Raw genomic sequence first — 19,275 nt, 5'->3', positions numbered from 1 at the left:
GAGCGTCCCCTTTGACAGCGGCTGGGCCGCTTAGGCTTCCAGCCAGACATGCTCGGCAAAAGTATAGCCCATCATACCGCCGAGCGGGTTCGGTTCGAGCCCCTTGAGCTTGGAGGCAGCGGCGTCAACCACACCAAGACGTGCAGGGATGATCGTGCCTGCCTCATTGGCAACCATGGCCTGCATTTCGTGGTAGATTTCCTTCCGGCGCTCACGATCGAGCAGGCCGCGGGCTTCGAGCAGCATTTTGTCAAAGGTTTCGGACTTGTACTGGCTCTCGTTCCAGGGCGCGTCGGACGCATAGAGGAGCGAGAAATACGCGTCCGGGGTCGGACGCGGGTTGATGTTGCCGAAATGAACCGGCGACTTGAGCCAGTAGTTCGACCAGTAACCGTCCGAAGGCACGCGCTGGATTTCGAAGTTCATGCCGATCTCGGCGCCGGCCTGCTGCAGGACGGTGGCCATTTCCACCGACAGGCTGGCGGCGTCCGAGGCTACGATAGGAATGTTCTGGCCAAGCAGTCCAGCCTGCTCGAACAGGAACCTGGCCCGGTCAGGGTCGAATGGCTTGGGAGCCAGATCGGCGTTGTAGTAGAAGCTCGACGGCGGGATGGGCTGATCGTTGCCGACTTCGCCGGTGCCCTGCAGGATCGAGTTTACGATCAGTTCCCGGTTGAGCAGGTGCTTGACGCCTTCGGCAAACCCGGCTTTTGCACCGGGATCGAGATCAAGACGGATATTGAGGTTGGTATAAAGCCCCGCATTGGTGCGCACCAGCGTGACGTCTGGATTGTTATCAATCATGCGCATGTACTGGGGCTTCACGGCCGAGGCGAGTTGAATGTCGCCGGAAAGCAGCGCGTTGACGCGTGCCGAGTCATCAGGGATGCCGAAGAACTCGAACGAGTCCAGATACGGCTTGCCTTCCTTGAAGTAGTTCGGGTTCCTGACGCCAACCGAGCGTACGCCGGGTTCGAACACTTCGCAGATGAAGGGGCCGGTACCGTTTGCCTTGGCAAAGTCGGTGGTGCCGTCGGCCACGATCATGAAATGATGCAAAGCCAGAATGGTGGGCAGGTCGGCATTTGGCGCTTCGAGGCCGATCTCGACCGTCAGGTCGTCGACCGCCTGGATGGCCGTCATCTGCTTGGCCATCGAGTTCACCTTGGAACCGACGGCCTCATCAAGGTGCCGCTTGAGCGAATAGACGACGTCGGCCGAGGTCAGCGATTTGCCGTCGTGGAAGGTCACGCCGCTCTTGAGCTTGATGGTCCAAGTCTGGGCGTCGTCGCTTTCGACGCTTTCAGCCAGCTCGCTCTGCGGCAACCCGCTGCCGTCCAGGACCGTCAGGCGGTTGTAGAACGCGCAGGCACGCACATAGTCGGCCTGATTTGATCCCTTGGCAGGATCGAGCGTGTCGGCATTGGACGAGGTAATGCCGGCCACGCGGATGGAGCCGCCCCTCAACGGCTCCTGAGCGAGCGCGCGGCTGGCGCTTGCGAACAGCGCCCCCGCGGACGTCAAGGCCAGGCCGCCGGCCGTCAGCATGCGGAGCATGTCGCGCCTGCTTACGCCGTGTCGGATCATTCTTGCGACTTGGTCGCTGTCGCGGCCGTTCCACTTATCCATGTTTCTGCTCCCTGCTTGCTAACTGCCCTGATGGACAACATATCCTGATCCGTGCCCGCCGGATTTGCGCACCGAAGCGGGCGCCGATGCCGGCAGAATGTGGTGAATTGTCACGCTAGACGGCATATCGTGACACCTGCCGCATCGCTGCGCGCACATCGGCGTCCTCGAGCGTGAGGTCGAGAACGCGGCGCGTCTTGTCGACGATGGCGTCGATCTCCTCCGGCGTGCAGCACAGCGGGGGCGCATAACCGATGGCCCCCTGAGCAAAAGCACGCACGACAAGGCCATTATCCCAGGCCCTGTCGAAGATGCGACGGCTCGGGTCCGCAGCGGCGGGCAGGGGCGTCTTCATCTCCTTGTCGGTGACGAGCTCGATCGCCGCGAGCATGCCGCGGCCCCGCACGTCGCCCACCAGCGGGTGGTCGCGCAGGCTGTTCAGTCCGTCCATCAGGCGAGCACCCATGACGCGACCATTTTCAAGCAGGCCGCCCTCTTCGTAGAGGCGCAGGACTTCCAGGCCGACGGCAGCGCTGACTGGGTGAGCGGAATAAGTAAAGCCGTGGCCGACTGCCGAACGACCCGCGCCGTCGGCGATAGTGTCATAGACATGGTCGGTGAGGAACACCGCCCCCATGGGGACATAGCCCGAGGTCAGACCCTTGGCCACGGTCAAGAGGTCGGGGACCACGTCGTCCTCGGCGCAGGCAAACAGGGGGCCCGTGCGCCCGAAGCCAGTGATGACCTCGTCGGCGACGAACAGGATGCCGAGCTGGCTGCAGGTGTCACGCATGGCCTTCATCCAGCCGCGCGGCGGAACAATCACGCCACCCGAGCCTTGAATGGGCTCGGCGAAAAAGGCAGCCACCCGCTCGGGGCCAATCTCGGCCACCTTGGTTCGCAGCGCCGCGACCGAAGTCGCAATGACGGTCGCGTCGTCCGTGCCGGCTGGGTTGCGATAGGGATAGTGCGACGCAATCTTGTGCTGCCACGGGAAAGGCAGCCCGAAGCCCTGATGAAACGCGGGTAGGGCGGTGAGGCCGGCGCCAACCGTTGACGAGCCGTGGTAGCCCTGTTCGAGCGAAATGAACTGGTCCCGATCCGGTTCGCCTTTGGCGTTGAAATAGTAGCGGATGAAGCGCACGCAGGAATCGATCGCGTCCGAACCCCCCAGGGTGAAATAGACGTGATTGAGGTCGCCCGGCGACCGCTCTGCGAGTGCTGCAGCCAGACGCACTGCCGGCTCGCTTCCCAGCCCGAAATAGCCCGTAGCGTACGGCAGTTCGCGCATTTGGCGGCTCGCCGCCTCGACGATGCTCTCATGACCGTAGCCGGCATTGACGCACCACAGCCCGGAAAACCCGTCGACAAGGGTGCGTCCCGTAGCGTCGGTGACGGTTGCACCCTTGGCTGAGGCAAGCAATCGCACGCCCGCCTTTTCGTGTCCCCGCCAGGACGCTACGGGGTGGATGAGGTGGGCCCTGTCGAGTTCGACGAGAGAGTTGGCGTACATCATAATTCCTCTGTTCAGCCGAGTGCCTGGCTGGCCAAGGCGAAGGTTTGAACTGTTGCGGGCTCTCGTTGTCCGGGTCCGCCGCGGGTCATCGCTATGCCGCCGTCCACCGCACCGAGCCCCAGGCTTTCGAGCCAGGGGGAAAGGTCGTTCTGCCCGGCGACGTCGATGCGCACGAACTGGTCTTTTCGGGAGGCGAGGATAAAAGAGATCAGCGCGCGAGCCTGATCCTCGTTTTGACCCACGGCCGGGCCAACGACCTCGCCCCTGCCAAATGGCCTGACGGCGGCAAAGGCAACGATGCGGCCCTGGTCCCGAATAACAGCGAACTGCCCTTCACTAGCCAGAACGGCGAAAAGGTCGCCCCGATCAGCAGCGAAGGCCGCAGCGTCGAGATCGACCAGCGACTTGAGATCTTTGCCATCGGCCCATTCGACATCGCGTGGCGCCTGGATCGGCGCCACCAGACCCTGGTGCTGGCGAATTTCATGCGTTCTCCGAAAGCCCAGTTTCTCATAGACCGGCAGGCCGTCCGTGGTTGCAACGAGCCGGCATTCGCGATCGTCAGCAAGGTCGATCGCCGCTGTCGTCAGCCGGCGGCCCAAGCCGCGACCGCGCATCTTCTGGTCGACGATGATGAGGTTGACGGTCGCGCAGGTCTCGCCGAATGGTGTCATCATGGCCGTGCCCACGACGCGGTCGCCGGCAAGGGCCACGCGGCCCTCGCTCAAGGCCCAGACCATTGCCCAGTCTTTCTTCCGGTGCGGCCAGCCGGCCGCATGTGACAATGCGACGGCCTCCTCAAGATGACGCGCCTCAAAGGGCGCCAATTCGATGATATCGGTTTGCACGGTCTTGCTTCGCCTTTGCTGGCACTGGCATCTGCTTCACGGTACCCCCCGGCATGCGGAAGGTCGTGCCGGTCTTGCTGGTGGCGGTCATGCCAATCTGCTGAATGCCCGCCAATTGCGGCACATTCTGCCTTGGCGTCGCGGCTACGCTCAGGTGCAGGTAGGCAACCTGAAAGGATTCAGAGTAATGAGCCGCTTCCGACCCAAATACGTCACCTTCGATTGCTACGGCACGCTCATCAATTTCCAGATGGCCGAAGCCGCCACGGACCTCTATGCCCATCTTCTCGACGCGCCGGGCATGAACGAGTTCATCAGGAATTTCTCGGCCTACCGCCTCGACGAGGTGATGCAGGCATGGAAGCCCTATGCCGAGGTTGTGCATAACGCCCTGGAGCGGACGTGCCGGCGCAACAATGTGCCGTTCCGTCCCGAAGACGCGCAGATGGTTTACAACCGCGTGCCAACTTGGGGACCGCATCTGGATGTACCGGCGGGCCTGGCAAAGCTCGCCAAGGAGATCCCCCTGGTTATCCTCTCGAACGCAATGAACGTCCAGATTCCATCCAACGTGGAAAAGCTCGGCGCACCGTTCCACGCCGTCTACACGGCCGAACAGGCCGGCGCATACAAGCCGCATTTCCACGCGTTCGAATACATGTTTGACATGCTCGGCTGTGGCCCGCAGGACATCACCCACGTGTCCTCCTCATTCCGCTACGACCTGATGTCGGCCTATGATCTGGGAATAAAGAGCAAGGTCTGGGTAAACCGCCGCCACGAGCCGGCGAATCCCTACTACGAGTACGAAGAAATCGCCGACGTCTCGGGCCTTCCCGGCGTGTTCGGCATCTAGAGCTGACATCATGCGCTTTGTTTCGTACTGGCAGGACAGCGCGACGCCCTTCGACAGTCCCCGCAAGGGGCCGGTCGAGGGACGGTTTGACGTCGCGATAATAGGGGGCGGTTTCACCGGTTTGGCGGCCGCCCGTCGCTTGGCCAAGGGTGGCGCCACCGTCGTCGTACTCGAGGCCGGCCGGGTCGGTGGCGGCGCCTCGGGCCGCAACGGCGGGCACATCAATAACGGCCTTGCCCACAGCTATCTGGCGGCCAAGGCCGAGTTCGGCACCGACAAAGCCGTCGCGCTCTATCGGGCCTTCGACGACGCTGTCGACACGGTCGAAAGGCTGGTCACCGAGGAAGGCATCGACTGCGCCTTCCGCCGGTGTGGCAAACTGAAACTCGCGTCAAAACGCGAGCATTTCGACAGTATTGCGCGCAATTTCGTTGCCCTCAATGCCGAGGCCGACCCCGAGACGGCGCTCCTTGGCGCCGACGAACTGAAAGGCGAGATCGGATCGCCGGGCTTCCATGGCGCCATGCTCTCGCGCAAGGCGGCGATGATGCATATGGGCCGCTTTGTCACTGGCCTCGCCGACACGGCCAAGCGCGCCGGAGCCGTTATCTTCGAGGACGCGGCCGTGATCGCGCGCACCCGCGAGGCGGGACGGCATCGCCTGACCACGGCCCGCGGCGCGGTGCTGGCCGACCAGGTTCTCATTGCAACGGGCGCCTATACGTCCGGGCCGTTCGCGGCACTACGCCGCCGCATCATCCCGGTGGGCAGCTTTCTCATCGCGACGCGGCCGCTGACCCAAGCCGAGGTTGAGGCAACGGTGCCTGGCGATCGCACCTATGTCACGTCCATGAATATCGGCAACTATTTCCGTCTCTCGCCCGACAGGCGCTTGATCTTTGGCGGGCGGGCCCGTTTCTCCGCTCGGGTGGACCAACGCTCGGATGCCAAGAGCGGCGCCGTCCTGCAGGCAAGCCTGGCGCGCATTTTCCCCCACCTCGCCGATGTTGGGATCGACTACTGCTGGGGCGGCCTGGTCGACATGACCCAGGACCGTTACCCAAGGGCGGGCATGCTCGATGGGCTCCACTACGCTATGGGCTATTCGGGGCACGGCACGCATATGTCGGTCCATATGGGCGAGGTAATGGCCGACATTCTGCTGGGTCGCGAGGACCGCAATCCGTTCCGGGGACTGGCCTGGCCCGCGCTTCCCCTCTATTCCGGGACGCCCTGGTTTCTGCCGGCGGTCGGCCTCTGGTACCGGCTTCAGGACAAGATCCGATAAGACCATTGTGTTGCCGGGCCGCGTGGAGCGGCCCGGCAAGGCCTGTGTCAGTCCAGGCCCGCGATGTGGAAGCTCTTCATCTCGAGATATTCCTCGATACCGGCCTGCCCGCCTTCGCGGCCCACGCCGGATTGCTTGACACCACCGAATGGCGCGACCTCGGTCGAGATCAGCCCCGTATTCAGCCCGACCATGCCAAATTCCAGCGCCTCGCCAACGCTCCAGGCGCGTTTCAGGCTCTGGGTGTAGAAGTAGGCGGCTAGGCCAAACGGCGTCGCATTGGCAATCTCGATTGCCTCCGCGTCGGTGTTGAACCGGAAGAGGGGGGCGACCGGACCGAAGGTTTCCTCGTTCGCCAGGAGCATGTCCGTGGTGGCATCGCCCAGCACAACCGGGGACGCGTATTGGTCACCCTTTGGCAAGGTGGGGCGAGTGCCGAGCACACGCGCACCCTTGGCGAGCGCGTCCTCGATGTGACGCTCGATCTTGTCGACAGCGGCCCGGTTGATCATCGGACCGATCTGGGTGCCTTCATCGAACCCTGCGCCGACCTTAAGAGCGGAAACGCGTTCGGCGAGCTTTTGCGCGAAGCTGTCGTAAATGCCGTTCTGCACCAGGATCCGGTTCGCGCACACACAGGTCTGACCGCCATTGCGGAACTTGGAGGCGACGACGCCTTCGACCGCCATGTCGATATCAGCGTCATCAAAGACAATGAAAGGCGCGTTGCCGCCGAGTTCGAGGCTGAGCTTCTTGATGCTGTCGGAGGCCTGTCGCATCAGCAACGCCCCGACCCGTGTGGAGCCGGTGAAGGAGATTTTGCGGACGGCGCCGTTGCCGGTCAGTTCCGTGCCGATTTCGGCCGGCAAACCGGTGACGACGTTGATCACGCCGGCGGGGATTCCCGCCCGCTCGGCCAAGACCGCCAGCGCGAGGGCGGAATAGGGCGTGAACTCGGAAGGCTTGATCACCGTGGTGCAGCCGGCGGCTATGGCCGGAGCAACCTTGCGAGTGATCATGGCGGCCGGGAAGTTCCACGGCGTGATGACCGCCGCAACGCCGACCGGTTCCTTGAGCACCAGAATGCGTCGATCGCGCTGTGGCGCGGGAATGGTCGTCCCGCCGATGCGCCGGGCTTCTTCGGCGTACCATTTGACGAACGAGGCCGTGTAGACGATCTCGCCACGCGCTTCGGCCAGGGGCTTGCCCTGCTCCAGCGTCATGATGCGGGCAAGGTCTTCCTTGTTGGCGAGGATCAGATCGTACCAGGCTTCGAGCATTGCTGCGCGCTCGGCATTGGTGGTGCGCCGGAAGCTTGCAAAGGCGCTCTCGGCAGCTTCGATGGCCCGGCGCGTTTCGTCGCGACCGAGATCGGGGATGGTCCCGATCGTTTGCCCGCTCGCCGGGTCGGTGACCGCAACGGTCTTGCCCGATTCCGCGACAAGCCATTCCCCGCCGATCAGCGCCTGCTGGCGGAACAGTTCGGGGTCGTTCAGAGCTTCCATTGTCATTCTCCGTTTCAATCCAACGCCGCCAGGACGGCTTTGGTGATCTCGTCTGTCTTGTTTTTGCCGGGAACGGTGCCGATGCCGCGCGAAGTCACAGCTTCCAGAGCCGTCATGATTCGAGCCGCCGCTGCGGTTTCGCCCAGGTGATCGAGCATCATGGATGCCGACCAGATGGCCGCGATCGGATTGGCAATGCCCAGATGCGCGATATCGGGAGCCGAGCCGTGGACCGGCTCGAACATGGACGGCGCATCGCGGCCGGGATTGATGTTGGCGGAAGCGGCGAAACCCAACCCACCCTGGATTGCCGCTCCGAGGTCGGTCAGCACGTCGCCGAAAAGGTTCGAGGCAACGACCACATCGAGGCTTTCCGGCGCCATGACGATGCGCGCGGCCATGGCGTCGATGTGGTAGCTCGTGACCTCGACATCAGGGTATTCGCCGGCGAGTTCGCGGGTCACTTCGTCCCAGAACACCATGGAGTGGCGCTGGGCGTTCGATTTGGTGACCGAAGCGAGTTTGCCGCGTCGCCGCCGAGCCTGCTCGAATGCGAAGCGCAGGATGCGTTCGACCCCCATGCGGGTAAAGATCGCGGTCTCGATCGCAACCTCGTTGTCCGTGCCCTGATGCACCCGGCCGCCGGCGCCCGAATACTCGCCTTCGGTGTTCTCGCGGATGCACAGAATGTCGAACTGCGCCTTTCGCAACGGTCCTTCCACCCCTGGAAGCAGCCGGTGAGGACGAATATTGGCGTATTGCTGGAAGGATTTGCGGATCGGCAGCAGCAGGCCATGCAGCGAGATGGCGTCCGGGACCTTCTCGGGCCAGCCAACGGCACCAAGCAGGATCGCGTCGAAGCCGTGCAAGGTCTCGATACCGTCGTCGGGCATCATCGCGCCCGTCTGGAGATAGTGGTCGCATGACCAGGGCAGGGACGTGCCCTGGAGTTTGAAATCGGCGCTGCGCGCTACCGCCTCCAGCACCTGCCAGGCGGCAGCGGTCACGTCGGGGCCGATGCCGTCACCAGGAAGCAGCGCTATAGAATAGACCTTCATTTTTCCTCACAGTGCGATCAGGACGCTTTTGGTTTTTCGGTTGGCGAGATAGGCCTCGCGGCCAAGGTCCTTGCCGATGCCGGAGCGCTTGTAGCCACCGGTGGGCAGGATGTGGTCGCGCGAGCGGCCATAGCGATTGACCCAGATCGTGCCGGCCTGCAGCGCATGCGTGCAGCGCAGCGCCCGGGACAGGTCGCGGGTGAACAGGCCAGCCGCTAGGCCATAGGTTGGGTGATCGGCGAGCGCCAAAGCCTCGTCTTCCTCGCGGAAGGTTTGCACGGTCAGCACCGGGCCAAAGATCTCGTCCTGCACCGCCGGCGAGGCTTGCTCGACGCCTGCCAGCAATGTCGGCTGATAGAAATAACCCGGATGATCCATTTCGCTGCCGCCGGTCAGGCATTCGGCGCCTGCCGCGATTGTGGCGCGAACGACCTGTCCAATGCGCAGGCGCTGGCGCTCGGAGATGATGGGAGAATACCTGCTGGTCTCGTCCCAGGTGGGCGCGGCGTGCACTGCCTCCATGCGGGCAAGGATGCCCGCGATAACCCGATCGGCGACGCTTTCCGCGACGATCAGTCGAGATCCGGCCACGCAGGCCTGCCCGGCATTGGAGAGGATGCTGCTGGCGATGGCATTGATGGCTTGATCGAGGTCGGCGTCGGAAAATACCAGTTGCGGGCTCTTGCCGCCGAGCTCCAGTGTCATGGGCTTGATGCCGGTCGCCGCGATGTTGGCCAGGATGGCCGCCCCCGCTCCGGTCGACCCGGTAAAGCTGACCTTGGCAATGTCGGGATGACCGGTAATGGCGGCCCCCGTCGTCGGCCCATCGCCGAGCACGACGTTGATCAGGCCGGATGGCAGACCGGCGCGTTCGGCGAGTTCCGCCATGAGCAGGGTCGAGTACGGCGTCATCTCGGAAGGCTTGATCACCACGGCATTGCCGGCGGCGAGGGCCGGTCCCAGCTTCCAGCCGGCCATGGACAGCGGCACGTTCCAGGGGGTTATGGCGCCGACGATGCCATAGGGCTCGCTCATCACCATGCCCAGGCTGGCCGCGCCTGTTGGCACCAGCTCGCTACCTTCCTTGTCGGCAAACTCGGCAAAGAAGCGGATTTGCTCGGCGGTCGCGGCGATGTCGCCGTCGATCAGTTCCCCGACAGGTCGGGTTGAGCAAAATGCCTCCAGCCGCGCCAGGGTGACGGCCTCCGTTTCGATGAGGTCGGCCCAGCGATGCAGGATCTTGGTGCGCTGGCGTGGCGGGCAAGTCGCCCAGCCGCTTTCGCGTAACGCGACCTTTGCGGTCACCACCGCTTGATCGACGAGTTCGGCCGAAGCAACGGGGCAGGCCCCAAAGGCCTTGCCGTCCGAGGGCCGATGCATCGGCAGCACGCCCTCGGCACGAAGATAGGCGCCGCCGACGAAGTGACCGGCCGGAAGGTTGAGACTGTCGGGATCGAAACTAAGCGACATTGGGGCTTGCCTCCAGTCCGCGGATCAGCCGACCGTTACGTAAATCTTGCGCACGGTCTCGATCGTCTTCCACACGCCCACATAGCCGGGCTTCATCACGAAGCTGTCGCCGGCCCGGTAGATCACGGGTTGCTTGCCCGCCTCGGTCAGCTCGACCACGCCCTCAAGGATGTGGCAGAATTCGAAGGTTTCCCCCTTGATCGAATGCGTCTCGCCGGGCGTAGCTTCCCAGACGCCTGTGTTGACCGTTCCGTCCCTGGCGCTGTCCTGGGCCCAGGTTCTGAAGGCGGGGGAGCCCGAAATGAGGCGCTCTGGTCCGGGCGTCGCAAGCTTGGGCTCGAAGGCGGGGCTCGGATCAATGGTCTTTAGAAGCGTCATCGTGTCGTCCTTCATTGTTGGAGGTCAGTAACCGCGGTCACGGTCGACGAGGCCGAGCGGGGCGAGGCCCGCTTCGTGGCGGCCGATATTGTCGATCACCGCGCGTGCGGCGGTTTGTGGCTGGGTCACGCTGGCGATGTGCGGGGTAACGATCACCTTGGGGTGGCGCCAGAGTTCATGGTCGGCCGGCAGCGGTTCGGGATCGGTCACATCGATCACCGCGCCCGCCAGTTGTCCGCTGTCGAGCGCCCCGATCAACGCATCATGGTCGAGCTGCGGGCCGCGCCCGACATGCACCAAACCGGCGCCGCGCGGCAGCCGGGAGAACAGCTCGGCATTGAGAATGCCGCGCGTTTCGGATGTGAGCGGCAAGAGGCAGACGAGAATGTCGGTCTGGGCCAAAAGCTGGGTGAGTTGCTCGGGGCCGTTGAAGCAGTTGACCCCGGCAATGTCCCGCGCCGACCTGCTCCAGCCCTGTCGGATAAAGCCGAAGGGTTCGAGCCGGTCGAGCACTGCAGTGGCCAAGACACCGAGACCGAGCACGCTCACCTGGCAATCGGGCGCCTGCCGCACCGGCCGCACACCCCAGACGCCGCCCGCTTGCTGGCTCAGATAGCCGGGCAGGTCGCGGTGTAGGGCGAGGACCGCAAGTGTCACATATTCCTGCATCATGCGCACGATGCCATCCTCGACCATGCGGACGAGCTTGATGTTTGGTGGCAAGCTGGCAGGTTCGATCTGGTCGACGCCGGCCCCGATCGAGAACAGCACTTCGAGGTTGGCATAGCGCTCGATGTCGTCGGGTACCGTCCAGGTCAGCAGGTAGCGCACGTCTGCGGGATCGAACGCCTCGGCAGGAGTCAAGAACCGCTGATGGGGCAGGGCATGGGCGAACGCATTGGCAAAGACCTTCGCCCGTTCAGCATCCGAGTTGAATAAGAAGGCCATCGCCCGGTCCTTTCGGTTCCCGCCCGCTATCATGGTCCTGCATGGCAGTAGATTGCGCCGAATGCGCCTGTTCAGGCGGCAGATCGCTTCGAGTTGGGCGCCTCAGGATCGCAAGTATGCGCCCAGCCCCTCGATCATCCGTTGCGCGGCGGCAAGCTCGCCGGCCTCGATGTACTCGTTAGGCTTGTGGGCGCGAGCAATGTCGCCGGGACCGCAGATGATGGCCGGCAGGCCCGCGGCCTGGAACAGGCCGGCCTCCGTGCCATAGCTGACGGCAAGGATCGGTTTATTCCCGGTGAGGCGCGACAGCAGGGCCGCCAGCTCTTCGTTTCCTCGCGGAGCCAGCGCCGGGTAACTTGACAGCAGCGACCATTCCGCGCCGAAGCCGTCCGCCGCGAGCAATGCGGCACACTCGCGAATTGGCTCGAGCAGATCGACTGGATCGACACCGGCGATGGCCCGCGCTTCCACCTCGACCGAGCAGGTCTCGGGGATGATATTGACCGCTTCGCCGCCATGAATGACGCCAACCTGAAGCGAGGAATAGGGCGGAGCAAACCGCGCGTCGAGCGGCCCAAGCCTCAGGTGGTCAGCGGCATCCACCGCCCGTTGCAGCACGCCGACCGCGGCATGAATGGCGTTCAGTCCCTGATCCGGTCTCGACGAATGCCCGGGTCGCCCGGTTATGGTGAGCCGGGCCGCAGCCTTGCCTTTATGCGCGCGAACCGGTGTCAGTCCGCTCGGCTCCCCGATGACGCAGCCAAGCGGAGGCGCGCAGAGCTCGGTCAGCCGAGCGATGAGATGAGGCACGCCCCGGCAACCGATTTCCTCGTCGTAGGAAAAGGCCAGGTGAAGGGGGCGCACGAGTGGCTCCTGGCCAAGGCTGGCCAGGGCCGCCAGGGCGGCCGCAAGGAAGCCCTTCATGTCGCTGGTGCCCCGGCCATAGAGGCGATCGCCGCTGCGCACCAGTTGGAACGGGTCAGTCACCCATCCAGGCTCGTCCGCCGGCACCACGTCCATATGTCCGGACAGCACATAACCCGGCACGTCCCGCGGGCCGACCGTTGCGAACAGGTTGGCGCGATCGCCTTCGGGGCCGGGCAGGACGGTTGCGGTGGCGCCACAGCCTTCCGCATAGTGCTTGATCCAGTCCACCATCTCGCCATTGGGCCGGCCGGCAACACTCGGAAAGGAAACAAGGCGCGCAAGGATTTCTTCGGCGGTCACGTCGGCCCCTTCATGCGCTGTTTGTCAGCTGAGGGGACGGTACGGGCGCCTGACGTGTATCACCCGCCAAATGCGCGGGACAAATCGGTGAAATATACCGAAATGGAGTCGCAATCGGCGCATTCTGCGGCGCTGATTGGGGATACTGCTGGGCACTGACTAGTATAGACCAAGGCCTGCCATGTCGCCCGTCACCCACCGCATCAGCAGCAATGAAGCTCTGCCGCCATCGGCGGATGTCGTCGTGATCGGCGGCGGGATCGTGGGCACCAGCACGGCCTACTTTCTGGCGCGGCGCGGCTTGTCGGTGGCCTTGCTGGAGAAGGGCTATGTCGGTTGTGAGCAGTCGAGCCGGAACTGGGGTTGGTGCCGCCAACAAAACCGCGATGCGCGCGAGCTGCCGCTGTCAGGGATTTCGATGCGGCTTTGGGATGAATTGACGACGGAGATCGGCAAGGATCTCGGCTTCCGGCGCTGTGGGCTGCATTACGCAACCGACAATCCCGAACAGCTGGCGACCTGGGAAAAATGGCGAGAAACCGCCCGCCAGTTCGGCGTCAACACCCGGATGCTTTCCGCTGACGAGGCTGCACGCATCGTGCCGCCCACGGGCGGGAAGCGATGGCTGGGCGGCGTCCATTCGATCGAGGATGGCAAGGCCGAACCTGCACTGGCTGCTCCCCTCATCGCCGAGGGTGCGCGCATGCATGGCGCAACCATCCACCAGAATTGCGCCGCTCGCGGTCTGGAGTTCGCCAACGGCGCCGTCCAGGGGGTCGTCACGGAACACGGCACAATTCGTACCAATGCAGTGCTTTGCGCGGCGGGTGCCTGGGCTTCCTCGTTCTTGCGCTGGCATGGCATCGACCTGCCGCAGGCCAGCGTACGGCAGAGCACCTTACGCACCATGCCTGCGCCTAACCTGGGCGAAGCAATCTTTACACCCGGCTTTGCCCTCACGCGCCGCCTGGACGGCAGCTACACGCTGGCCATCAGCGGTAAGGCGACGCTCGAATTGACCCCCCAGGGCATTCGCTACGCCCGCGAATTCCTGCCGATGTTTGCGAAACGGCTGAAGGCCGTCGAGATCGGGATTGGCAGTTCGTTCTTCTCGGGCCCGGAGGCGCTCGGCAGCTGGCGGCTGGACGCGCCGACGCCGTTCGAGCGCACTCGTGTTCTCGATCCGGCCGCAGACGGAAGGGTCATCGCCATGGCACTGGCACGGGCGAGGGCGCAGTTCCCCGAGCTGGCCACCGTGGGAATTGCAGACGCCTGGGGCGCCTACATCGACTCAACACCCGATGCGGTGCCCTTTATTTCAGAAGTCGACGGCCGTGCCGGCCTGTTCGTGGCGACCGGTTGCTCGGGACACGGTTTTGGCGTGGGCCCCGGGATCGGGCACCTGGCGGCCGACCTCATTGCTTCGGATAAGCCATGCGTGGATCCGACACCGTTCCGGTTGTCCCGGTTCCATGACAGGTCCAAGATCGAGGTCGGTGATTTCTAGACGATTGGAAAGAGGCTCGCGGGCCCGACGGGCGATGGATGACAAGCATGAATGATGTTTTCGCTCTCGACTCGTTTACCGTTAGCCGGCAGAGCGTCGAGGAGGCCGACCTTGCGGCTCTTCACGCGCTGTCGGTCAGCGTTGGTTGGCCGCATCGCGCCGAGGACTGGCAGTTTCTGCGCTCCTACGGCGATGGCTTCGTTGCTGTCGATGCGAGCGGGCGTGTGCAGGCTTCGGCCATGTGGTTCCCCTTCGGCGACGACTTCGCCACGGTCGGCATGGTGATCACCTCGCCACGACTACAGGCCAATGGCGGCGGCGCGTGGCTGATGCAGCATGTTCTGGAACAGACACGCGGGCGGGCCCTCGGCCTTCATGCAACGCGCGCTGCTCACCGCCTCTATCGTTCCCAGGGATTTGCTGACGAGGCGACGATCTATCAGAACCAGGGCGTGCTCGCGGCCCCCCCGGCGGCCCGCGCCGTCACAGACGGAACGGTGCGCCCATTGCTTCGATCCGACTTGCCCGACCTGCTGGCGCTGGACAGAAGGACGACGGGCACGGACCGCGCGGCGCTCTTGGCCCTGCTGTTCGGCCAAGCGGAGGCCGAGGCATATGTCCTCCACCGCGAGGACGGACTTGCCGCCTACGCCCTGGCGAGACCTTTCGGCCGCGGCACCGTCATCGGCCCGGTCATTGCGAAGGATGATGACGACGCGATATCCGTGGTGATGCCGCATCTGCAATCCCGGGTCGGCACGTTCGTGCGACTGGACACGGGGCAAACGGACGGCCCATTCGCGCAACTTCTAGTCCTGAGTGGGTTGACCGTCTTTGACACGGTGACGCGAATGTCGCTCGGCAGGGCGTGGCCATTGTCGTCGCAGCCACCGCATCGCATCTACGCCATTGCCGCACAGACGATCGGCTGACGACGTCAAACCTAACCGCCCGCAGAACAAACCAAAAACTCTGGTGGGACTGTTGGTGGGACTTGCTCCCACCAACGCCGCTTTTGGCGGCGTAATCCCCCTTTGTTCTTTTTCTCAAAATTCGGGGTTGCGCGAAAACCCCCGCTTCTCTATGTCTCCGCACCAGTCGGGGCGTAGCGCAGCCTGGTAGCGCATTTGTCTGGGGGACAAAGGGTCGTCGGTTCAAATCCGGCCGCTCCGACCAACTTCCCCTCCGTTCGGTCAACGCGATGGGCCTCGTGCAGGCGCCATGCTGTCAGTTTGGAGCCTGCCCATGCCGTTGACGGCGCGTGAAGTTGAGCCCGCGCTGTCATCCTGGAGCCAGTTGGATGGCGGCACCGCCCGGCTTGTCAACCACTCCGAAAACCAGACCTTTCAGATCGACACCGCGAGCCAGGGCAGCTTCATGCTCCGCGTTCATCGCACCGGCTATCAGTCGCGCGCGTCAATCGAGAGCGAACTGATCTGGCTACTGGCTTTGCGGCGCGACACCACGCTCGTCATCCCAGAACCGGTTCCCGGTCACGACGGCCAGTTGCTGCAGGCCTTTTCGACGGACAGGGGTGAGCGGCTGGCGGTGCTATTCCGCCACGTGCCCGGCCGCGAGCCGACCCCGGACAGCAATCTCGGCGACCTGTTTGTGACGCTGGGTGGCTATGCGGCCACCATGCACAATCACGTCACGACCTGGCAACGTCCGGCGACGTTCCAGCGCCAGGTCTGGCAGGCGGCGACGATCCTCGACGCCGACGGTCCCTGGGGCGATTGGCGCGTCGCGCCTGGCGTCAACGAGACGAACCGACCGGTACTGGACCGGCTGGATTCGGCGCTGTGGCGGCGGCTGGCGGAATATGGCACCGGCCCCGACCGCTATGGCCTGATCCATGCCGACATGCGGCTCGGCAATTTGCTGGTCGATGGCGATCGGGTGACATTGATCGACTTCGATGACTGCGGCTTCTGCTGGTTTACCTATGATTTTGCCGCGGCCATCTCGTTCCATGAAACCAATCCGGCGATTCCGGCGCTCAAGGCTGCCTGGCTTGACGGCTATCGGTCAGTACGACCCCTGAGTGCCGAGGACGTGGCCGCCATCGATTCCATGGTCATGCTCCGGCGCATGGCGCTGCTGGCCTGGATCGGCTCACATGCCGAAACGCGGCTTGCCGAACAGCATATGCGCGGCTTTGCCGATGGCACGGCCCAACTGGCTGAGCGCTATCTGCGCGGCGCCATCTGGCCCTAGATCAGCATCTGATGACGCGGTGCGGTGCGCCGGTCGTCATTGCGGATGGCGGTGGAGATGCCCCAGATCAGCCCGACCACAAGGTAGTAGTGGCGCCAGTGATCGGTGTCGATGATGGCGGATTCTCCGGCCAGCATGATGAACGTAGCTACCAGGGGAATCATCATCAGCCGATACGGGGAGGGGCGCGCGAGCGCGGCAATACCCCGCCACAGGGTCAGGATGACCAGCAGGAAATAGAGCGCTCCGCCGCCCCAGCCATAAACGTGCAGCACCGTTACATAGACGTTGTGCGGCGCCTCGATGATCCGCAGAAAGCTGAACTCGTTCGGGCCAATACCCAAGGGGTTGTCGAGGGCCAGTTCGAAAGCATAGCCTTGGCGGCCGAAGCGACCGGTTTCACCCGAATCGTAGTCCTGTCCGGCTGTGCGGGTCTCGAACAGCGATGCCACCGCAGGAATGCTGAGTAGGCCCGCCAGAGCCACCACCAGCATTGCCGCGCCCAGTAGCGACATGATCATGATGCGTACCTTGTCGCGCGCCGCCGCCTCCAGCCAGAAGCACAGCACCAGTACGATCAGCGACGATAGGGCAAAATGCCCCCAGGCGGCGCGCGAAAAGCTGACGAAAACGCCCACGAAAAGCGTGAGAAAGACCATACCGGCCATGATCGCCGCACGGCCCGAGCCCAGCAGCACACGTTGCAGCGCGAACATCGCCGGCAATACCAGGAAGGGGCCAAAGACATTGGGGTCGTTGAAGGTCGCCTTGGCCCGGCCATAACGCGTGAAGATCTCCGCCCCCGGAATCAGCCCCAGATAGGCCAGCGTCCCGAGGATCGCGCAGAACACCGCGGCTGCCGTATAGGCGCCCATGACAACGCGCATGCGCTTCTCGGTAGCTTCCGCTACGTAATTCGCGATGAAATAGGCCGTCACCATGAGGAAAATGGTGACGATCGAAAAGAGCAGTGCGTCGGTAAGCGGGGTGAAGCGCACCTGAAAACAGGCGATCAGCGCAAACGGCGTGAAGGCAAGCAGGATGGCCAGGAGGCCAAAGGCCGAGCGGTAAAGGCCGACGCCACCAGCAAAGGCGAGTGGCAGCACGACAAGGAAGGTCAGCTCGTAGGGCGACGGTTCGAACAGTACGAACCCGCCGGTAAATATCCAGACACCCACCATGATGTCGAGCAGGCGGGTGGCGCGGACACGGATGAAGGCAAGGCCGAGTCCGCGGGACCCGGCCTTGAAACTGCCGCCATCAAGCGTGCCGAGCGTGCTCAATAGGCATTCTCGTTCTTGGACACGAGCGAGACGGGCGTCATCAGTACGATGTAGAGGTCGAACAGGATGGACCAGTGCTCGATGTAGTAGAGGTCGTGGTTCACCCGCTGCATGATCTTGTCGATCGTGTCGGTCTCCCCGCGCCACCCATTGACCTGCGCCCAGCCGGTCATGCCGGGTTTGACGCGATGACGGGCGAAGTAACCCTCGACGGCTTCGTAGTAGAGCTGGCTATCGGCCTTGGCCTGTAGCGCATGCGGACGCGGCCCGACGATGGACAACTCGCCCTTGAGCACGTTGAACAGTTGCGGCAACTCGTCGATCGATGTCTTGCGGATGAACCGGCCAACCCTGGTGACGCGCGGATCGCCCTTGGTCACGAGCGTTGCTGCACTCTGGTCGGCCATGTCGGTTCGCATCGAGCGGAACTTGTAGATCTTGATCAGCTCGTTGTTGAAGCCATGCCGGTTTTGCCTGAAGAAGACCGGGCCGCGACTCTCGATCTTGATGGCAATGGCGGTGATCATCATCACCGGCGACAGCAGGAAGAGCGCGGTGACGGCGACGAACTTGTCGAGCACCCATTTGAACACAAGGTTCCAGTCCGAAATCGGCCGGTCGGCCATGTCGAACACGGCGATGTCACCGACATAGGAATAAGCCCTGTTGGTGAACTTGAGCTTGCTCATATGGGCCGACAGACGAATGTCGACGGGCAACACCCAGAGCTGGGTCAGCATGTCGAGCACGCGCTTCTCCGCCGAAAGCGGCATCGAGACGATGACGAGGTCGAGCTGCGTTCGGCGCGCGAATTCAATCAGGTCGGCAACCTTGCCCAGCTTGGGATAGCCAGCAACGGTCTCGGGCGAACGGTCGTCGATACGGTCGTCAAACAGGCCAAGCAGCATGATGTCGTGGCTGGCGCTGGCGCGAATCTGCTCGATCAGCGTCTCGGCATCTTTGCCGCCACCGACAATGACGGTGCGGCGCCGCAGGCGGCCCTGTACCGTCCAGTGCATGACCAGCGCGCGCAAGCCTAACCGGTAAGCCACCAGCAGCACGGCGCCGCCCACATACCAGCTGACCAGCCACACCCGCGAAAACAGGTCCGCGGCCTTGAAGAAGAAGATGCCGACGGTGAGCACCGTCATCACCAGGGTCCAGCTTACCAGCACCCGGCCAATCTGGTTGAAGACGGTACGATAGGCAGTGATCCGGTGCGTCCTGGCAGCGTTGAACAGCACGTTGGCCAGCAGGCATGATGCTAGAATGACGGGGATGTAGAAGGCGGGCTGGCCGAGTTCCACATAGTATTCGTAGATGCCGTAGCCCAGTGCTGCGAGCAGAGCTGCTTCGACAACCTGCGCCACACCGGCCACCACGGCGCCTGACACGCTGCGCTCCACCGGCGCCGCAATGATGGCCTCCGCCTGTGTCGACAACGTCAGCCCTGGCTCGCCTGCCGCAGCCTGCCTTGACGCGTGCGCCTGCACGGCCTGCTGGGTGTTAACTCGATACATGGGGACGCTACCGGTACAAAACTCT

16 protein-coding genes and 1 tRNA gene are annotated in these 19,275 nt (G+C 63.7%); 6 read left to right on the top strand and 11 right to left on the bottom strand.

Annotated elements, in window-relative coordinates:
- Positions 1-30 precede the first annotated feature (30 nt).
- The 3 genes from V6M52_RS07070 to V6M52_RS07060 all read right to left on the bottom strand — a co-directional run bounded on the left by V6M52_RS07070 (position 31) and on the right by V6M52_RS07060 (position 3,993).
- On the bottom strand, positions 31-1,629 hold the full coding sequence (locus V6M52_RS07070) for an ABC transporter substrate-binding protein (protein WP_332688171.1): 1,599 nt from the start codon (positions 1,627-1,629) through the stop codon (positions 31-33).
- A gap of 115 nt (positions 1,630-1,744) precedes the next feature.
- Positions 1,745-3,142: an aspartate aminotransferase family protein gene (locus V6M52_RS07065; protein ID WP_332688172.1), complete on the bottom strand. Its 1,398-nt coding sequence runs from the start codon at positions 3,140-3,142 to the stop codon at positions 1,745-1,747.
- 14 nt (positions 3,143-3,156) lie between these two features.
- Entirely contained in the window at positions 3,157-3,993 is an 837-nt protein-coding gene (locus V6M52_RS07060; protein ID WP_332700529.1) for a GNAT family N-acetyltransferase, read from the bottom strand.
- A 187-nt stretch (positions 3,994-4,180) separates the two neighbouring features.
- On the opposite strand from V6M52_RS07060, the gene V6M52_RS07055 reads away from it, so the two are divergent.
- A complete protein-coding gene (locus V6M52_RS07055; protein WP_332700528.1) occupies positions 4,181-4,849 on the top strand; it encodes a haloacid dehalogenase type II in 669 nt (222 codons plus the stop codon).
- 10 nt (positions 4,850-4,859) lie between these two features.
- Positions 4,860-6,137 carry an NAD(P)/FAD-dependent oxidoreductase gene (locus tag V6M52_RS07050; protein WP_332700527.1) on the top strand — a complete coding sequence of 426 codons (1,278 nt, stop codon included), beginning with the start codon at positions 4,860-4,862 and terminating at the stop codon, positions 6,135-6,137.
- A gap of 47 nt (positions 6,138-6,184) precedes the next feature.
- Here V6M52_RS07050 and V6M52_RS07045 read toward each other — a convergent pair whose 3' ends face one another.
- The 6 genes from V6M52_RS07045 to argE form a co-directional block, all read right to left on the bottom strand.
- Positions 6,185-7,642 carry an NAD-dependent succinate-semialdehyde dehydrogenase gene (locus V6M52_RS07045; RefSeq protein WP_332700526.1) on the bottom strand — a complete coding sequence of 486 codons (1,458 nt, stop codon included), beginning with the start codon at positions 7,640-7,642 and terminating at the stop codon, positions 6,185-6,187.
- Between the two features lie 14 nt (positions 7,643-7,656).
- Positions 7,657-8,700 (bottom strand): tartrate dehydrogenase, encoded by a 1,044-nt coding sequence (locus V6M52_RS07040; protein ID WP_332700525.1) that lies wholly within the window; start codon positions 8,698-8,700, stop codon positions 7,657-7,659.
- A 6-nt stretch (positions 8,701-8,706) separates the two neighbouring features.
- Positions 8,707-10,170, bottom strand: coding sequence for an aldehyde dehydrogenase family protein (locus V6M52_RS07035; protein WP_332700524.1), 1,464 nt, complete (start codon positions 10,168-10,170; stop codon positions 8,707-8,709).
- Between the two features lie 24 nt (positions 10,171-10,194).
- Positions 10,195-10,548: a cupin domain-containing protein gene (locus V6M52_RS07030; RefSeq protein ID WP_332700523.1), complete on the bottom strand. Its 354-nt coding sequence runs from the start codon at positions 10,546-10,548 to the stop codon at positions 10,195-10,197.
- A gap of 24 nt (positions 10,549-10,572) precedes the next feature.
- Positions 10,573-11,496: a 2-hydroxyacid dehydrogenase gene (locus V6M52_RS07025; RefSeq protein WP_332700522.1), complete on the bottom strand. Its 924-nt coding sequence runs from the start codon at positions 11,494-11,496 to the stop codon at positions 10,573-10,575.
- A gap of 102 nt (positions 11,497-11,598) precedes the next feature.
- Positions 11,599-12,723, bottom strand: coding sequence for an acetylornithine deacetylase (gene argE, locus V6M52_RS07020; RefSeq protein WP_332700521.1), 1,125 nt, complete (start codon positions 12,721-12,723; stop codon positions 11,599-11,601).
- A gap of 181 nt (positions 12,724-12,904) precedes the next feature.
- Between argE and V6M52_RS07015 the strand changes: the two genes are divergently transcribed.
- The 4 genes from V6M52_RS07015 (at position 12,905) to V6M52_RS07000 (ending at position 16,447) form a co-directional block, all read left to right on the top strand.
- The gene (locus V6M52_RS07015) at positions 12,905-14,230 is read left to right on the top strand and encodes an NAD(P)/FAD-dependent oxidoreductase (protein WP_332692110.1); all 1,326 of its coding nucleotides are present in this window, start codon (positions 12,905-12,907) and stop codon (positions 14,228-14,230) included.
- A gap of 47 nt (positions 14,231-14,277) precedes the next feature.
- The gene (locus V6M52_RS07010; RefSeq protein WP_332700520.1) at positions 14,278-15,162 is read left to right on the top strand and encodes a GNAT family N-acetyltransferase; all 885 of its coding nucleotides are present in this window, start codon (positions 14,278-14,280) and stop codon (positions 15,160-15,162) included.
- A 167-nt stretch (positions 15,163-15,329) separates the two neighbouring features.
- Positions 15,330-15,406, top strand: a tRNA-Pro gene (locus V6M52_RS07005).
- Between the two features lie 45 nt (positions 15,407-15,451).
- Positions 15,452-16,447: a phosphotransferase enzyme family protein gene (locus tag V6M52_RS07000; protein ID WP_332700519.1), complete on the top strand. Its 996-nt coding sequence runs from the start codon at positions 15,452-15,454 to the stop codon at positions 16,445-16,447.
- On the opposite strand, the gene V6M52_RS06995 is transcribed toward V6M52_RS07000, so the two are convergent.
- Both V6M52_RS06995 and V6M52_RS06990 read right to left on the bottom strand, forming a co-directional pair.
- Positions 16,444-17,730, bottom strand: a complete 1,287-nt coding sequence (locus V6M52_RS06995) for an O-antigen ligase family protein (protein ID WP_332700518.1) — start codon at positions 17,728-17,730, stop codon at positions 16,444-16,446. The two genes, V6M52_RS07000 and V6M52_RS06995, sit on opposite strands and share 4 nt — an antisense overlap.
- On the bottom strand, positions 17,727-19,250 hold the full coding sequence (locus V6M52_RS06990; RefSeq protein WP_332692121.1) for an undecaprenyl-phosphate glucose phosphotransferase: 1,524 nt from the start codon (positions 19,248-19,250) through the stop codon (positions 17,727-17,729). The genes V6M52_RS06995 and V6M52_RS06990 overlap by 4 nt, the downstream gene beginning before the upstream one ends.
- Positions 19,251-19,275: the final 25 nt, after the last annotated feature.

It is taken from the genome of Devosia sp., assembly GCF_036676215.1.
Lineage (GTDB): Bacteria > Pseudomonadota > Alphaproteobacteria > Rhizobiales > Devosiaceae > Devosia.
This window is presented reverse-complemented; position numbering and strand designations above follow the sequence as displayed.

Bases quoted from the DNA above. Each gene is read 5' to 3' on its own strand.
- V6M52_RS07070 (WP_332688171.1), bottom strand. From the start codon at position 1,629: ATGGATAAGTGGAACGGCCGCGACAGCGACCAAGTCGCAAGAATGATC.
- V6M52_RS07065 (WP_332688172.1), bottom strand. From the start codon at position 3,142: ATGTACGCCAACTCTCTCGTCGAACTCGACAGGGCCCACCTCATCCAC.
- V6M52_RS07055 (WP_332700528.1), top strand. From the start codon at position 4,181: ATGAGCCGCTTCCGACCCAAATACGTCACCTTCGATTGCTACGGCACG.
- V6M52_RS07050 (WP_332700527.1), top strand. From the start codon at position 4,860: ATGCGCTTTGTTTCGTACTGGCAGGACAGCGCGACGCCCTTCGACAGT.
- V6M52_RS07045 (WP_332700526.1), bottom strand. From the start codon at position 7,642: ATGGAAGCTCTGAACGACCCCGAACTGTTCCGCCAGCAGGCGCTGATC.
- V6M52_RS07040 (WP_332700525.1), bottom strand. From the start codon at position 8,700: ATGAAGGTCTATTCTATAGCGCTGCTTCCTGGTGACGGCATCGGCCCC.
- V6M52_RS07035 (WP_332700524.1), bottom strand. From the start codon at position 10,170: ATGTCGCTTAGTTTCGATCCCGACAGTCTCAACCTTCCGGCCGGTCAC.
- V6M52_RS07030 (WP_332700523.1), bottom strand. From the start codon at position 10,548: ATGACGCTTCTAAAGACCATTGATCCGAGCCCCGCCTTCGAGCCCAAG.
- V6M52_RS07025 (WP_332700522.1), bottom strand. From the start codon at position 11,496: ATGGCCTTCTTATTCAACTCGGATGCTGAACGGGCGAAGGTCTTTGCC.
- V6M52_RS07015 (WP_332692110.1), top strand. From the start codon at position 12,905: ATGTCGCCCGTCACCCACCGCATCAGCAGCAATGAAGCTCTGCCGCCA.
- V6M52_RS07010 (WP_332700520.1), top strand. From the start codon at position 14,278: ATGAATGATGTTTTCGCTCTCGACTCGTTTACCGTTAGCCGGCAGAGC.
- V6M52_RS07000 (WP_332700519.1), top strand. From the start codon at position 15,452: ATGCTGTCAGTTTGGAGCCTGCCCATGCCGTTGACGGCGCGTGAAGTT.
- V6M52_RS06990 (WP_332692121.1), bottom strand. From the start codon at position 19,250: ATGTATCGAGTTAACACCCAGCAGGCCGTGCAGGCGCACGCGTCAAGG.